The sequence below is a fragment of the Pedobacter sp. GR22-10 genome (assembly GCF_026239715.1).
Taxonomy (GTDB): Bacteria; Bacteroidota; Bacteroidia; order Sphingobacteriales; family Sphingobacteriaceae; genus Pedobacter.
In genome coordinates, this window is the sequence record NZ_JAPIVR010000002.1 from 47,009 (window position 1) to 62,841 (window position 15,833).

Consider the following 15,833-nt stretch of genomic DNA (forward strand, 5'->3'; position numbering starts at 1 on the left):
TAAAACTGAAATAAAAACATGTTCAAATCAATTAAAACAAGTGTTGTAGCCTTTATCTTGGTAGGTACAGCCGTAATCGCTCATGCGCAAAAGAAAATCACCGAGGGTACAATTACCTACGGATTGGAATATAAATTAACTGACGAGCAAAAATCTGCCATGGGCGGACAAGAGCCACCTGCTGAATTAAAAGTGAAGTTTAATAATGGCCTTACAAAAATTGAAATGGAACAAGGTCCGGCAATGATTGGAATCGTTTCCGATAACAATGATAAAACTGGTTTACTTTTAATTGATGTGCCTATTGCTCAAAAACAATTTGCCGTAAAACAATCAAAAGAAGATGTGGCCAAAGTAATGGGCGATATGCCAAAATATTCGGACTTCAAAGCGACCGGACAGAAACAAACTGTTGGTGGTTTCAATGCAGAAAAATATACTTTTAAAGACGATAAAGGAGGAGCACACGAACTTTGGGCAACTAAAGAATTAGATTTACCAAACGTTGGATCGCAGAATTATTTCCCAGGTCTTGGTGCTTTTCCGGTAAAATATACTTTGGTTCAAAGAGGTATAGAAACCACTACTACCTTAAAATCTATTGCTGAAGGTAAAGTTGGTACGATTTCTAAAGATGTTCCAACTGGATATGAAGTTGTAACCATGGAAGACCTTGCTAAAATGCAGGGTGGTGGTGAATAATTAAACACAATCAATTAATATATGGCTTTTTAACTGCCGGCTTTTTATTTAAATTAGCCGAAAAGTTAAAAAGCTTTTTTTATGATTAAAAATTTATGATTAAATACTTCCTATTCAGATTATCCATCATTTGCATTGCGCTTTTTGCTGTGTGCGATGCAAATGCTCAAGGTATTAATTGGGCAAAAGACGGAAATTCCTATTATCAAATCTCAAGTGGAGAAATTGTACTGGTTACCCTACCTAAAAATGACAAGAAAACTGTTGTTTCCAGAGGTTTACTTACACCCGCGGGTCAAAATAATCCCATCGCTGTCAGGAGTTTTCAGTTTTCAGCAGACGGAACTAAAGCATTAATTTACACCAACAGTAAAAAAGTATGGCGTTACGATACCCGTGGTGATTATTGGCTGGCCGATTTAACCAACAATAAAATCATCCAAATAGGAAAAGATAAACCAGCCTCTTCCCTGATGTTTGCAAAAATATCTCCTGATGGCACTAAGGTAGCCTATGTGAGTAAGCATAACCTCTATGTAGAAAATATCGACGGATCAGGAGCGAAAGCCTTAACCACTGATGGAACAGACCGGATGATTAACGGAACTTTTGATTGGGTTTATGAGGAAGAATTTGACTGTAGAGACGGTTTCAGATGGAGTCCGGACAGTAAAACTATTGCTTACTGGCAAATAGACGCCACCAAAATCAAAAACTTTCTGATGATTAACAACACAGATTCCATTTACCCTTATACCATTGCGGTAGAGTATCCAAAAGTTGGTGAAAATCCCTCGGCCTGCAAAGTAGGTGTGGTGAATATCGCAACAGCTAAAACCAACTGGCTAAAGGTTCCTGGCGATAAGATACAACATTACATTCCACGCATGCAGTGGGTTCCGAATAGCAATGAAATTATTTTACAGCAACTTAGCCGTGAGCAGAATGAAAGTAAGGTTTTTCTATGCGATGCAAATTCAGGTGCTGCAAAGGCAATTTATACTGAATCGGCAAAAGCCTGGATTGATGCACAAGATGAGTGGAAATGGCTGGCCGAAGATAAGGAATTCACCATTTTATCAGACAAGGATGGCTGGAACCACCTGTACAGAATAAGCCGTGATGGTAAGAAGCAAACATTGGTAACCAAAGGAAATTATGATGTCATCGATATTAAACTTATTGACGAAAAAAATAATTATGTTTATTTTATGGCATCGCCGAATAATGCCACACAAAAATATTTGTTCAAAACCAAACTGGACGGTAAGGGGAAACTGGAGCAGGTAACGCCATCCATCCTGCCGGGAACACATAACTATGATATCTCCCCGGGTGCCGCTTTTGCACGTCATACGTATAACAGCTCGGTGGTTAGACCCATTGCGGAATGGATGAATTTTACCACAGGAACCCCTTTTACGATGGACGGAAGCATTACCACACAATTATCTAAACAGGAAGCTCCAAAAAATAAAGTAGAATTTTTTAAAGTAACCACAGAAGATGGCGTTGAATTAGATGGCTGGATGAAAAAACCAGACAACTTTAACCCTGATAAAAAATATCCTGTAGTATTTTATGTTTATGGCGAACCGGCTTCACAAACAGCGGCTGACACTTATGGCGCAGGTGTGAACAAGTTATATGCGGGAGATATGGCTAAAGATGGCTATATCTATATTTCTATGGATAACCGTGGCGCACCTGTTCCGAAAGGAGCTATGTGGCGCAAAAGCATTTATAAAAATATTGGCGTCCTCAATGTACATGATCAGGCCATGGCCGCAAAAAAACTATTGGCAACAAACTCTTTTATGGATAAAGACAGGGTGGCCGTTTGGGGCTGGAGCGGTGGTGGTTCATCTACTTTAAACCTGATGTTCCAGTATCCGGAAATTTATAAAACGGGAATTGCCATTGCGGCAGTAGGCAACCAGCTGACTTATGATAATATCTATCAGGAGCGTTATATGGGTACACCTTTTCCAAGTAAGGAGGCCTATATTAAAGGGTCACCTATTACTTATGCCAAAAACCTGAAAGGTAATCTACTCTATATTCATGGCACAGGAGATGATAATGTTCATTACCAGAATGCCGAAATGCTGATCAATGAACTGATTAAAAACAAAAAGGTTTTTCAATTGATGAGCTATCCAAACCGGACCCACAGTATCTCTGAAGGCGAAGGTACCAGCGAACATTTATCACTTACCTACACCAAATTCTTAAAAGACAACTGTCCTCCGGGAGCGAGATAATTGGTATCACTTAAATCATTTAGCGGGGAATCGGTTGTCGATAGCCCCGCTTTTTTTTGGCCTGGTACCAGGTAATGATTAGTCTTTGCCTGAAATCCTTTTTATCTATTGTATACGTTTAAAAGATTAATTCTCTTTTTCAAAACAATTTACTAATTTTGTTAGTATTGAAACGATCAGGCAGCGCAGATTTACCATTACATTATGGCCACGTACCACCATGGCTGGCGCAGCGCATGGCCAGATTAGGTCTCGCCATTGTAGAGTCTATTTTAATGGAATATGGCAAGGCTGAAGTCATCCGCAGATTAAGCAGTCCGTTCTGGTTTCAAAGCCTGGGTGCAGTAATGGGTATGGATTGGCATTCATCAGGTATTACCACTTCTGTAATGGGTGCACTCAAAAAATCTGTTAATCCACTATCCAAAGAATTAGGGATTTATATTTGCGGTGGCAAAGGAAAATTTAGCAGGGAAACACCAAATGAACTTTTAAAAATTGCTGATCAAACTGGTTTAAATGGCCATGAACTGGTACGGGCAAGTAAATTGAGCGCAAAGGTAGATAATACCGCTGTGCAGGATGGTTTTCAATTGTACCTCCACAGTTTTATACTGAGTAATGAGGGCGACTGGGCAGTGGTTCAGCAGGGAATGAGTGATGCCAGCTCTACCGCCAGAAGGTATCACTGGCATTCTGAAAACTTAAAATCATTTATTGAAGCGCCACACTCGGGTATTTGTGGCATTAACCAGGGACAGATTCTTAATCTTACGGCTAATGAAGCGCATATTACGCGTCAAACGATGATGAATATTACCACAGAATCACCTGGCATAATGATGTCTGAAATTCAGAAACTGGTGCTGCCTGATCATCATGAAGTGAAAGCAAAAGATGTTGACCTGAAACGATTAGGCAGCATACTATGGTTGGCTCAGGAGAAACAACCGGGTGATTTTGAGGAACTTTTGTTACTGGATGGCATGGGTCCGCGGACCTTACAATCACTGGCTTTGGTGAGCGAAGTTATTTATGGTACTCCATCCCGTTTTTCAGATCCGGCCAGGTATTCCTTTGCACATGGCGGAAAAGACGGTCACCCCTTCCCTGTTCCCGTAAATGTTTTTGACGAAACCATCAATGTTTTACAAAAAGCCGTTGAGAAAGCTAAGATTGGAAATTCAGATAAGCAGCAGGCGATTAAATCGCTTCATCAGATTGCCAGGAATGCTGAAAAGGATTTTATTCCAAACCTGAATTTTGAAAAAGTGATTGAACAAGAAAAAGCAGAAAGCTGGAAACATGGTGGCAGAACAATTTTTCGAAAAGAGCAAGCACCAACAGATCAATTAAGTTTGTTTTAATGACTGTTTTGGTCGCTGTTGAATCAGGTTAAGTATGTTGAGCATTGCTAAGAATTGTAATTAAGCAAAATTATCATCTTTAGCAATTCAGAAAAATCATCATCCGCGTCATCATCAGGATCTGCTAAAAAAAGGTCATGGTTTGCACCATGACCTCAAAAAATATAAAAATTCAACCTACTTAAGCATAAGCAACTGCATCTTTGGAGGCGAGTTGAGTCACGCCCATTAAGTATTCATCTACTTTACGGGCGGCCTCTCTCCCTTCAGAGATGGCCCAGACTACTAATGACTGCCCTCTGCGAACATCGCCTGCGGCAAAAATTTTACCAATATTGGTTTGGTAGGTATGTTCAGAAGCTTTTACATTTCCACGGTTATCCAGCTCAACTCCTAATTTTTCAATCAAGCCTTGCTTTTGTGGATGCAGGAAACCCATGGCTAAAAATACCAGTTCACAAGGTAAATCCCTTTCGGTACCGGCAACCTCTTTAAAAGTTACCGGCCTTCCCAATGCATCAATTTCCCATTCTACATCCACTACCTTTAATGCTTTCAGGTTTCCATTTTCATCAGCAATAAAGTTTTTGGTATTAACTGACCAGGCCCTTTGTGCACCCTCTTCATGAGAAGAAGTGTTTTTTAACAACATGGGATAAGTTGGCCATGGCATATTTTCTGTACGTGCCTGTGGCGGCATAGGCATAATTTCAAATTGCGTTACTGACTTTGCCCCGTGTCGGTTCGAAGTTCCAATACAATCCGAACCAGTATCTCCACCACCGATTACAATGACATTTTTACCTGTAGCTAAAATATTTTCGGCAACAATTTCTCTATTGGCTACACGCTTGTTCTGTTGTTTCAGGAAATCCATGGCAAAGTGAACACCTTTAGCCTCACGTCCCGGAATTGGCAAATCACGTGGAATCGTTGATCCGCCAGCCAGAACAATGGCGTTGTAATCTCTGAGCAAGGTGCTGATTTCGACATTTTCACCCACATTGGCATTGCATTTAAACATGATGCCTTCTTCTTTCATCAAATCAATCCGGCGGTCGACCACATTTTTTTGCAGTTTGAAATCCGGAATTCCATATCTCAATAAACCACCCGGTGCATCGTCGCGTTCAAAAACGGTAACTTCATGACCAACCTTATTTAATTGAGCAGCGGCAGCTAAACCTGCCGGACCTGAACCAATAACCGCCACCTTTTTACCTGTTCTGATCAATGGTGCCTTTGCCTTAATGAAACCCTTATCGAAAGCGATTTCAATAATATGCTTTTCAATTTCTTCAATGGCAACCGGCGGACGGTTAATTCCCAACACGCAGGCTGATTCGCATGGTGCCGGGCATATTCTCCCTGTAAATTCAGGAAAATTGTTGGTGCTTAATAAGATATTGGCAGCGAGTTCCCATTTTGCCTGATATACAGCATCATTAAACTCCGGAATCACGTTACCTAACGGACAACCTGACTGACAGAAAGGTACACCACAATCCATACAGCGGGCGGCCTGATTATTTAATTCCTGTGCGGGTAATTCATGTAAGAATTCCCCATAATGTTTTACACGAGTTTTAGCCTCTTCTCTTGTGGGCGCAACTCTATCGTATTCCTGAAATCCTGTTACTTTTCCCATGGCTTAGTGTGTTTTTACTTGTTGATTACGTTTTGCTAAAACTGCTTTATATTCTTTAGGAAATACTTTTATAAAGTGGTTCGACTGTGTTTTCCAATCGCTTAAGATAAATTCGGCCACCTTACTGTCTGTCAAACGGATATGTGTTTTAAGTAAAGCCATTATCCTTTGTTCATCTTCAGCTTGTAACGGATCAAGATCAACCATTTCCTTATTGCATTTGCGTGCAAAAGTTCCATTGGCATCATAAATCCAGGCCACCCCACCACTCATTCCCGCGGCAAAATTGCTTCCCGTATCTCCAAGAATTAAGACTTCCCCACCAGTCATGTATTCGCATCCGTGATCACCAACACCTTCTACAACTGCTGTTGCACCAGAGTTACGTACAGCAAAGCGTTCACCAGCTTTACCCCGTGCGAATAACTCTCCTGAGGTTGCGCCATAAAGTGCTACATTACCAATAATAATATTTTGTTCCGGAACAAATGCACAATTAGCGAAAGGATAAATGGCTAAACGCGCACCGGATAAACCCTTACCCACATAATCATTTGCCTCACCCTCTAATGATAAGGTTACACCACGGGTGTTAAATGCACCAAAACTCTGCCCTGCAGAACCCACAAACTTAAAGTTGATCGTATCAGGCGGTAAGCCTGCGCCTAAATGTACTTTTGATATTTCATTGGATAACATGGTACCCAGAGAACGGTCTGTATTTTTTATGGTAAAGCTTGCAAAAACCGGTTCATTATGCGTAATGGCTGGCTGCGCAGCTGCAATTAACTGATGATCCAATACATGTGTTAGTCCATGATCCTGTTCTTCCGTATTAAATAAAGGCAGGCCATTATCTGCAGCTTTATAAAGAATGGCAGAAAGATCCAGGTGTTTCAGCTTCCAGTCTTCAGCGGGCAATTCACGCACTTTTAAAATATCGGCCTGTCCGATCATCTCATGAATCGTTCGGAAACCAAGCTCAGCCATAATCTCACGTAGTTCTTCTGCCAGGAAATGAAATAAATTCACCACATGATCTGCATCTCCGCTAAACAATTTTCGCAATTCCGGATCTTGCGTTGCCACACCCACCGGGCAAGTATTTAAATGGCACTTACGCATCATGATACAGCCTGCTGTTACTAAAGCTGCAGTGGCAACCCCCCATTCTTCGGCACCCAACAAGGCTGCAATGGCGATATCCCGGCCGGTTTTAAGCTGTCCGTCTGTTTGCAGCACAATACGGTTCCGCAATTTATTTTTCACCAAAGTCTGGTGTGCTTCAGCCAAACCAAGTTCCCATGGTAAACCGGCATGCTGAATGGATGTCAGCGGTGATGCTCCGGTACCTCCATCAAAACCAGATACTAAAATCACATCGGCATGTGCCTTGGCCACACCTGCTGCAATGGTTCCAACACCTGCTTTAGAAACCAATTTCACATTAATTCTTGCGGCACGGTTGGCGTTTTTTAAATCGTAAATCAGTTGCGCTAAATCCTCAATAGAATAGATATCGTGGTGTGGTGGCGGAGAAATTAATCCTACGCCAGGTGTAGAGTGACGCACTTTTGCAATCCAATCATCCACCTTGTGGCCGGGCAACTGTCCACCTTCTCCGGGTTTGGCACCCTGAGCCATCTTAATCTGCAACTCATCCGCATTGGTTAAATAATAACTGGTTACCCCAAAACGAGCAGATGCCACTTGCTTAATCGCCGAACGCATGCTGTCTCCGTTTTCCATTTTGGTATAGCGCATTTCATCTTCCCCTCCCTCGCCGGTATTGCTTTTCCCGCCAATGCGGTTCATGGCAATGGCTAAGGTAGAGTGTGCCTCATGAGAAATGGAACCGAATGACATGGCCCCTGTGGCAAATCTTTTTAAGATGGCTTCGGTAGATTCTACCTCATGTAAAGGAACCGCAGGACGACTATAATTAAAGTCGAACAAACCGCGAATGGTATAAGCCTGTTGCGTTTGTTCATTTACCAGTTTAGAGTATTGTTTAAAGATACTGTAATCGTTTTTACGGGTTGCGTTTTGGAGTAGATGGATGGTTTGAGGATTAAACAAATGCGCCTCCCCCTTACGTCTGAATTTATAAGTACCACCTGCCGGCAATAAATTTTCCGTTTGCGTGGCTGGCCCAAAACTACGGTGATGCTTAATCAGCGTTTCTTTTGCAATTTCATCTAGGCCTAAGCCGCCGATACGCGAAACCGCACCTGTAAAATAAGTATTAACCACCTGCTTGTTGAGTCCTAAAATTTCGAAAATCTGTGCACCCTGGTAAGATTGTAAGGTGGAAATCCCCATTTTGGAAAAGATCTTCAGCAAACCGCTGTTAACTGCATAGATATAATTCTTGGTTAGCTGTTCTGCTGATAAACCAGATTCGCTCTGAAAACCATTAATGGTTTCTAAAGCCAGGTAAGGATTAATTGCAGTAACACCAAAGCCCAATAAAGTAGCGAAGTGATGTACTTCCCAGATATCCCCTGCTTCAATCACAATGCCAACTGCACCACGGTAACCTTTACGAATTAAATGGTGGTGAACTGCAGAAACGGCCAGTAAAGATGGCATCGCCGCATGTTCAGAATCAATTGCCCTATCTGTTAATACAATTACCTGGAAACCATCTTCCACCGCATCTACCGCATAACGGCATAAACGGTCAAGTGCTTTGGCCATGGCACCCGGTTTGCCATCCGCCCTGAAATAAGTTTGAAGTGTTTTCGCCTGGAATACCCCGGTATCGATACTTCTCAGTTTTTCCAGTTCCTGATTGGTTAAAATAGGATGTTTAATAGCCACACAATGCGCCTGCAAAGGATTTTGTTCCAGCAGGTTTCCATTGCTACCCATAAAACTAGCCAGACTCATGACCACCTTTTCGCGAATCGGGTCGATAGGTGGATTGGTTACCTGCGCAAATAACTGTTTAAAATAATTTGATAAATGCTGTGGGCGTTTGGATAAAATGGCCAGTGGTGTATCTGTACCCATTGAACCGATAGGTTCTTTGGCCTCGATAGCCATTGGTTTCAGCAATAAATCGATGTCTTCTCTGCTGTAACCAAAAACCTGCTGATATTTAAAAATAGATTCTTCAGATAAACCGGTGAACATTACCCTCGGATCAGGCAATTCTTCCAGGCGAATCTGGTATTGATTGATCCAGTCTGCATATGGACTACCACCACAAACTTTGGCTTTGATTTCTTCATCACTGATGATCCTACCCTGCTCCATGTCGACCACAAACATTTTTCCCGGGGTTAAACGGCCTTTTTCGATGATGGTGCTCTGATCAATTGCCAATGCACCTGCTTCTGAACCCATAATCACCCGATCATCTGAAGTGATGGCGTAACGCGAAGGGCGCAAACCATTACGATCCAGTGTTGCACCAATCAGTTTACCATCGGTGAATGCAATGGCTGCAGGTCCGTCCCATGGTTCCATTAAAGTAGCGTGGAATTCATAGAAAGCTTTTTTCACCGGATCCATATCTTCATTGCCATCCCAGGCTTCCGGAACCAGCATCATTAATACGTGTGGTAACGTCCTTCCGGCATGGAGCAATAATTCAATCACGTTATCCAAACAGCCTGAATCAGAGTTGGTTTCATCGATTACCGGCAATAACATATCCAGCTCTTCTTTGGTAAAATAGGCGGAAGCAAAAGATTTTACACCAGCCCTGAACCAGTTTAAATTTCCCTGCAGCGTATTAATTTCTCCGTTGTGCGCAATGAAACGGAAAGGCTGTGCCAACCGCCATGAAGGAAAAGTATTGGTCGCGAAACGGGAATGCACTAAGCCCAAAGCTGAAACCATGCGTTTGTCGCTCAGATCTGTGAAATAGGTACGTACTTGTAAAGAAGTCAGCTGGCCTTTATAAATAATGGTTTGTGCGGAAAGTGATACAATATAAAAATCTTTACCGCCGTTAACCGTGTTGGCAATTAATTTAATGAGGTAGTTTTTAAAAACATAAAGTTTCCGCTCAAAATCTACACCTGGATTCACCGCATAAGGACGGGCAATAAAAACCTGTTCAATTTCAGGTTCCACTGATAAAGCCATATTGCCGATATCAGTAGTATCTACATCCACTTTTCTGAAACCTAAAATTTCCAGCCCGAGTTTTTCAGCAGCACGGTAAATCAGTTCCCTGCATTCCTCTCTTGATCTGATATCCTTTGGCATAAATAGCATACCTACACCATAATTATTGGTTTCAGGAAGGCTAAAGCCCGCTTTTAAACATTCGTCATAAAAAAATTCGTGAGGAATCTGAATCATGATGCCCGCTCCATCGCCCGTGTTTGGTTCTGCTCCACATGCCCCTCTATGATCTAGATTTTCTAAAATAGTAAGTGCATCGGAGATGATTTGATGCGATTTTCGCCCTTTCACATGTGCAACGAACCCAATACCGCAGGCATCGTGTTCAAATTGCGCGTCGTACAATCCACTGTTTGGTTCCATTCTTTGCTCGTTAGTTTGTTAGTGTATAGGAAACACTAAGATATAAAAAACGATGGTTAAATTACAGAGTTGCTACAATTTTTGGAATAATTTTAGTTTTTAAACAATTTTAATCCATAATATTAAAATATAAACAAATATATAAGCTTATAATTACCATTTTAGCAATCAGTAAAAATAGCCTTTAATAGGTTATTTAAATGGCATTTTAGTAAAATTGTAAAGTTTCGAAAGGCAGAAGTATGAAGATCTTTTGCCATTTACCATATGATTCATCTGGCTGGTAGATCAGGTTATACTATAGTACTCACATTAGAAAGCTGCAGTAGCCTGATGAATGGCTATCTGCACACTACCCTACTGAAGCTTCGCCAGTCAAGTCAACTAAAAAGCCTAATGCATGGCCAGACTTTGCTAGTTTTAGGGTGACTTCGCCAGCAGGGTTAATCCCACGGCTATAACTATCTACCCCGACAAGCTCTCACCTCATCCGTCTCCATCATTTTATTCTCGTATTAATCAGCCAGATAGCCTGTATCATTAAAAAATTCCACAAATGCGTTTTGCAAAACAACTTCTTTTTCTACCTTTGTGCCGGGCAAGTCTTTTACGACCAGCTCCCTTTGAACTCCCCCAGGATGGGAACATAGCAAGGGTAGAAGGTTGTAGCGGTGCGATAGAAGTTGCTTGCCCATTTTTTTCTTTTCCCTTAATCCCCTGAAGGGGGAATTAAATTCTTCAGGGTTCAATCGTCGAAACTCAAATATTTAAGAATTATAACCATGAAATTTTTTATTGACACAGCAAATCTTGATCAAATCAGGGAAGCGCATGATCTTGGCATTTTAGATGGTGTAACCACCAATCCTAGCCTAATGGCGAAAGAAGGCATCACTGGCGAAGAAAATGTAATCAACCACTATAAAGCCATTTGTGATATTGTAGAAGACAACGTAAGTGCAGAGGTTATTGCAACTACTTTTGATGAGATTGTTAAAGAAGGTGAAGCATTGGCTGCTTTGAATCCTAAAATCGTGGTAAAAGTACCCATGATTAAAGATGGTGTTAAAGCCATTAAACATTTCTCTTCTAAAGGAATTAAAACCAACTGTACTTTAATTTTCTCTGCCGGACAAGCATTATTAGCGGCTAAAGCCGGAGCAACTTATGTTTCTCCATTCTTAGGCCGTTTGGATGATATTTCAAGCGATGGTTTGGTTTTGATTGAAGATATCAGAACTATTTTTGATAATTACGGATACGAAACTCAAATTCTAGCAGCTTCTATTCGCGGTCCATTACATATTGTAAACTGCGCAAAATTAGGTGCAGATGTAATTACTGCGCCTTTAGCTGCAATTACAGGCTTATTAAAACACCCATTAACTGATTCAGGCTTAGCCACTTTCTTAGCAGACCACGCTAAGGCAGCAGGTAAGTAAGCTTGAAATCTTGAGTCCTAAGTCTTGAATCTGTTTTCCGGTTTAAGACTTAGGATTTTTTGTTTTACAAAAGGCGTATGCTAAAATGAATAATGGATGATGTTGAAATTTATAATTACATCTCCATTTTCTCTCTTATATTTTATTTTTTGGAGAGCAGTTACAGTGCTTATCGGTTACAATAGTCCTGCTTTACATTATATTCCGGTGATTGTTTAGTGTAAAACTGATTTTTAACAAAACCGGAATGCCATTTCAATCAGGTCTAGGTGGCAGAGGCAGTCGAAGGCCATAAATATCAAGTGGGATTTCAGGCTTAGATTTTTTTATGTATAGTACAACAGACGCTAGACTAAAGACTCCCGGCTAAGGACTTCCTTCACCTTCTCATAACTAATCTGCTCATCCGGTTCGATTAGGATGCCCTTTACTCCTGCCCCGTTGGCCGCTTCCACATCCCTCGGTTTATCACCAATCATAACAGATAATGCCGGATCAATGTCATACATATCAATTGCATCTAAAATCATTCCTAAGGCTGGCTTCCTGCATTTGCATTCGCCACCCACCGTGGGATGATGCGGACAGTAATAGAAACCGGCAATATCAGCACCTTTAGCCACAAATGCATTTCTTAACATCTGATGCATGATGGCCAGTTCCTGTTCAGAATATCTTTTCAATGCAATACCGCCCTGATTTGTAATCACAATGAGTAAATAGCCTTCATCGTATAACTTTTTTAAGACAGGGATCTGGTAGTCGAGTATTTTAAAATCTTCCACGCGACAGATGTAATCGTATATTTCGTGATTCAATACACCGTCACGATCAAGAAAAATAGCTTTATTCATTTGCGAATTATTAAATTGGAGACTGCATATCTGAGGAGACAGTCTCGGGTAAAATTAAGCATCAAAATAAGCAAAAAATAATGGTATACAAAAGCTAAACCTGCCTGGCCAACATTGGTATTTCAACTATATCCGTAAGCGCGGGTAATCAAAGCTTCTTTTTTTCCCAAAATGCTAAGAAATAAAGAATAAACAGATGGGCAGGCACATCATCAATCAGATAGGCGATTTGTGCATTGCCTTTTATCTCCGCAATATAGCCATAAACCGAAAAAAGAATGAGACCACCTACAATGGCCATAATGAGCAAGGCTGATCCCATTTTGGTGAATTCACCCAAACCCGCTATGACTATGGGAAATATAACCAGCCACATCACTGAATTTGAAAAGCGCAGGAGCGTAAAAATCCATACGGACTGATGAGTGATAATCTAAATCACTGCCAATAATGTGAAGGTGGATATTACTGGGACAGCATGAATAAAAACCACCTGACATACCAATAGCATACTGAGGATGCAGGATATCAGTAAAGCATTTCTTTGCGAAATCCATCTGCGGATTGAAATAATATCGACCACATAACCTGGTAATAAACCATCACCCGTGTAGGTTATAAAACTCTTGCATATATCCAGTTTGTAACCTAAATACTTACCTTTTCCTCAAAGGTATCATAACTAATTACCTTCATCCCGACGTAGCAAAACAAGGCGAAAACGCCCACTATTAAATGTGGAAAATGATATATATTTTTGTTTGCCGAAGCTGTACCAGCATTTTCAGTTAAGGTTTGCAGATCGAGAATATCCTGTTCTTATCCAACTTCAGGGCAACTAAACAAAGAATAGTAAAATACCTACTATTGCAAATGAGGCAGCAATAAACACATAAGGCATACTACTTTTTTTGGAGGTGTTTAGAAACATATTTCTTGCTGCTTCATCCATCGTTTTTAAACTTGCTTCAAAGGCATCTTTGAATATAATGCTGCCCAATATGTAAACAACCAAGGACCCCAGCAATTTTGTTGCAGATGCCTTGAATACTGATCCGTTTAGCGTCACTTTTGCTGGGGCCTAATACTGATACATAAGGATTGGACGCAGTTTGCAGTAAAGCCAAGCCGTTGCCGATTAAAAGTGGAGAAGCTTTAGATATATGCCGTGGGAATACATATGGCAGCACCTGCAGGTATGTCAAATGAGCCAACTGACATTCCTTTTTTAGACCCTGTAAATTTTAAAACAAAGGATCAAGGTATGGTCATCACAAAATATGTGGCAAAAAATGCAGAGGTTAAATAATACGATTCGATGCTGGAGAGTTGGCAGTTATCATTGCCGTCAAGATATTGAAACATATTCTAAAAATGAAAGAATAATAATTAATTGCCTTATAAATCAATACAGTAGCACTTTTGCGGTATTTTTATTTGCAACAGCGCTGTCTGAATCCTATATTTGCAACACTTTAAAGAAAACAGAGGACGTTTTTAACAAAGTAGATTCCGTAGCTCAGCTGGTAGAGCATTACACTTTTAATGTAGTGGTCCTGGGTTCGAATCCCAGCGGGATCACAAGAAACAATATCAAAGAGAACTAAAACCCTGCAAATCAAATGATTGCAGGGTTTTTGCTTTTACGGGTTTTACCAAAATATGCACGAAATCGCATATAAAATGTGCGTCATTCGGAGCGTCGTTCTTTATAATATCAAACTCCCCTAATTCGTATTAAAGAATTGATATTCAACTAGTTTAATAGATTAACATCTTGTATGAATGAAACTGCAAAGCTATTTTTGTTTAACCTTAATGTTATCGTTATGAAAACTAATTTTAGCGTGCTTTTCTTTTTGAAAAAGCCAAAGAACTACACAAAAGGGGCTGTTTACTTTATCTTTTTAAGAATTACGGTGGACGGGGTTCGTGCGGAAATGTCCACAAGCAGAAATTGCGAACCGGAGCGGTGGAATGCAAAAGCCGGAAAAGTCATCGGCACAAAGGAAGATGTTAAAACTTTGAATGCCTATTTGGAAAATATGAAAGCGGAGGTTTATGCAGCCCATAGCCAGCTAAACCTAGACGGAGCTGTAATAACCGCTGATAGCGTTAAATGCAAATTCTTAGGTAAAGCCGAAAAAACACACACCATTATGGAGGCCATTAAAATGCATAATACAAACATGGCCGCACTTGTAGAAAAGGAAGATTATGCGGAAGGCACTCTTAGGCGATTTAAGGTACTGGAAAAGCACGTTAAGGAATATCTTTTACTGAAATACCAAACAGATGACCTCAATATCCGAAATATAGACCATGAGTTTATTGATGGTTTTGATTTCTACCTGCACACGTCAAAGGATAATGATACCAATACCGCCAGTAAGCACCTTAAAAATCTGGGAAAAATCGTCCGTATATGTCTTAGAAACAAATGGATCATCACTGACCCTTTCTTTGGTTATAAGTTGAAATCAAAACTCGTACAAAGGGAATACCTTACTGCGGATGAACTGCAAAACATTGCGGGCAAAAAATACAGTACCGCAAGACTTTCACAGGTTCGGGATTTCTTCCTGTTTAGCTGTTATACAGGGCTGTCCTATGCCGATGTGCAAAAACTCAAACAAACTGACATACGTATAGGTATTGACGGGGAAAAGTGGCTGTTCAGCTATCGCAAAAAAACAGGTACGCCTGTAGCCGTACCGCTCATTCCCTTAGCCACTGATATTCTGGAAAGGTATAAAGGTCACCCTTTCTGTGTTAATAACAACAGGGCGCTGCCGATTTCCAGCAATCAAAAAATGAACGAATATCTGGTTGAAATTGCCGCCCTGTCTGGCATCGTCAAAATATTGGGCAACCGGATTGCCAAGCGCACTTTTGCAACTACAGTTACCCTGCTCAACGGCGTACCTATTGAAAGCGTATCTAAAATGATGGGGCATACCAATATACGCACCACCCAACTTTATGCAAAAATGCTGGATGAAAAGGTAAGCAGTGACATGGCACCTTTAAGACAGATTTTCGCCTCTATTTAA

At 40.8% G+C, this 15,833-nt stretch carries 10 protein-coding genes, 1 tRNA gene and 1 other RNA gene; 8 read left to right on the forward strand and 4 right to left on the reverse strand.

The window, feature by feature from the left end; translation table 11 throughout:
- The first annotated feature begins 18 nt into the window (after positions 1-18).
- The 3 genes from OQX64_RS07745 to OQX64_RS07755 all read left to right on the forward strand — a co-directional run bounded on the left by OQX64_RS07745 (position 19) and on the right by OQX64_RS07755 (position 4,333).
- On the forward strand, positions 19-702 hold the full coding sequence (locus tag OQX64_RS07745; protein ID WP_265818330.1) for a hypothetical protein: 684 nt from the start codon (positions 19-21) through the stop codon (positions 700-702).
- 95 nt (positions 703-797) lie between these two features.
- Positions 798-2,966, forward strand: a complete 2,169-nt coding sequence (locus tag OQX64_RS07750) for a S9 family peptidase (protein WP_265818331.1) — start codon at positions 798-800, stop codon at positions 2,964-2,966.
- A gap of 167 nt (positions 2,967-3,133) precedes the next feature.
- Entirely contained in the window at positions 3,134-4,333 is a 1,200-nt protein-coding gene (locus tag OQX64_RS07755; protein WP_265818332.1) for a DUF763 domain-containing protein, read from the forward strand.
- A gap of 181 nt (positions 4,334-4,514) precedes the next feature.
- On the opposite strand, the gene OQX64_RS07760 is transcribed toward OQX64_RS07755, so the two are convergent.
- The gene (locus tag OQX64_RS07760) at positions 4,515-5,981 is read right to left on the reverse strand and encodes a glutamate synthase subunit beta (RefSeq protein ID WP_265818333.1); all 1,467 of its coding nucleotides are present in this window, start codon (positions 5,979-5,981) and stop codon (positions 4,515-4,517) included.
- A gap of 3 nt (positions 5,982-5,984) precedes the next feature.
- Positions 5,985-10,484, reverse strand: a complete 4,500-nt coding sequence (gene gltB / locus OQX64_RS07765; protein ID WP_265818334.1) for a glutamate synthase large subunit — start codon at positions 10,482-10,484, stop codon at positions 5,985-5,987.
- Positions 10,485-11,080: 596 nt separating this feature from the next.
- Here gltB and ffs point away from each other — a divergent pair.
- Both ffs and fsa read left to right on the forward strand, forming a co-directional pair.
- Positions 11,081-11,180: signal recognition particle sRNA small type (gene ffs / locus OQX64_RS07770), an RNA gene on the forward strand.
- Positions 11,181-11,266: 86 nt separating this feature from the next.
- On the forward strand, positions 11,267-11,926 hold the full coding sequence (fsa, locus tag OQX64_RS07775; RefSeq protein ID WP_088302965.1) for a fructose-6-phosphate aldolase: 660 nt from the start codon (positions 11,267-11,269) through the stop codon (positions 11,924-11,926).
- A 347-nt stretch (positions 11,927-12,273) separates the two neighbouring features.
- On the opposite strand, the gene OQX64_RS07780 is transcribed toward fsa, so the two are convergent.
- Together OQX64_RS07780 and OQX64_RS07785 are read right to left on the reverse strand one after the other, a co-directional pair.
- On the reverse strand, positions 12,274-12,780 hold the full coding sequence (locus OQX64_RS07780) for a D-glycero-alpha-D-manno-heptose-1,7-bisphosphate 7-phosphatase (protein ID WP_265818335.1): 507 nt from the start codon (positions 12,778-12,780) through the stop codon (positions 12,274-12,276).
- Positions 12,781-12,928: 148 nt separating this feature from the next.
- The gene (locus OQX64_RS07785; protein ID WP_265818336.1) at positions 12,929-13,156 is read right to left on the reverse strand and encodes a hypothetical protein; all 228 of its coding nucleotides are present in this window, start codon (positions 13,154-13,156) and stop codon (positions 12,929-12,931) included.
- Between the two features lie 804 nt (positions 13,157-13,960).
- On the opposite strand from OQX64_RS07785, the gene OQX64_RS07790 reads away from it, so the two are divergent.
- The 3 genes from OQX64_RS07790 (at position 13,961) to OQX64_RS07800 (ending at position 15,833) form a co-directional block, all read left to right on the forward strand.
- A complete protein-coding gene (locus OQX64_RS07790) occupies positions 13,961-14,089 on the forward strand; it encodes a hypothetical protein (RefSeq protein ID WP_265818337.1) in 129 nt (42 codons plus the stop codon).
- A 199-nt stretch (positions 14,090-14,288) separates the two neighbouring features.
- Positions 14,289-14,361 (forward strand) — tRNA-Lys (locus OQX64_RS07795).
- Between the two features lie 248 nt (positions 14,362-14,609).
- Positions 14,610-15,833 carry a site-specific integrase gene (locus tag OQX64_RS07800; RefSeq protein ID WP_265818338.1) on the forward strand — a complete coding sequence of 408 codons (1,224 nt, stop codon included), beginning with the start codon at positions 14,610-14,612 and terminating at the stop codon, positions 15,831-15,833.

Coding starts and splice junctions, on each gene's coding strand:
- OQX64_RS07745 (WP_265818330.1), top strand. CDS start 19: ATGTTCAAATCAATTAAAACAAGTGTTGTAGCCTTTATCTTGGTAGGT.
- OQX64_RS07750 (WP_265818331.1), top strand. CDS start 798: ATGATTAAATACTTCCTATTCAGATTATCCATCATTTGCATTGCGCTT.
- OQX64_RS07760 (WP_265818333.1), bottom strand. CDS start 5,981: ATGGGAAAAGTAACAGGATTTCAGGAATACGATAGAGTTGCGCCCACA.
- gltB (WP_265818334.1), bottom strand. CDS start 10,484: ATGGAACCAAACAGTGGATTGTACGACGCGCAATTTGAACACGATGCC.
- fsa (WP_088302965.1), top strand. CDS start 11,267: ATGAAATTTTTTATTGACACAGCAAATCTTGATCAAATCAGGGAAGCG.
- OQX64_RS07780 (WP_265818335.1), bottom strand. CDS start 12,780: ATGAATAAAGCTATTTTTCTTGATCGTGACGGTGTATTGAATCACGAA.
- OQX64_RS07785 (WP_265818336.1), bottom strand. CDS start 13,156: ATGTGGCTGGTTATATTTCCCATAGTCATAGCGGGTTTGGGTGAATTC.
- OQX64_RS07790 (WP_265818337.1), top strand. CDS start 13,961: ATGGCAGCACCTGCAGGTATGTCAAATGAGCCAACTGACATTCCTTTT.
- OQX64_RS07800 (WP_265818338.1), top strand. CDS start 14,610: ATGAAAACTAATTTTAGCGTGCTTTTCTTTTTGAAAAAGCCAAAGAAC.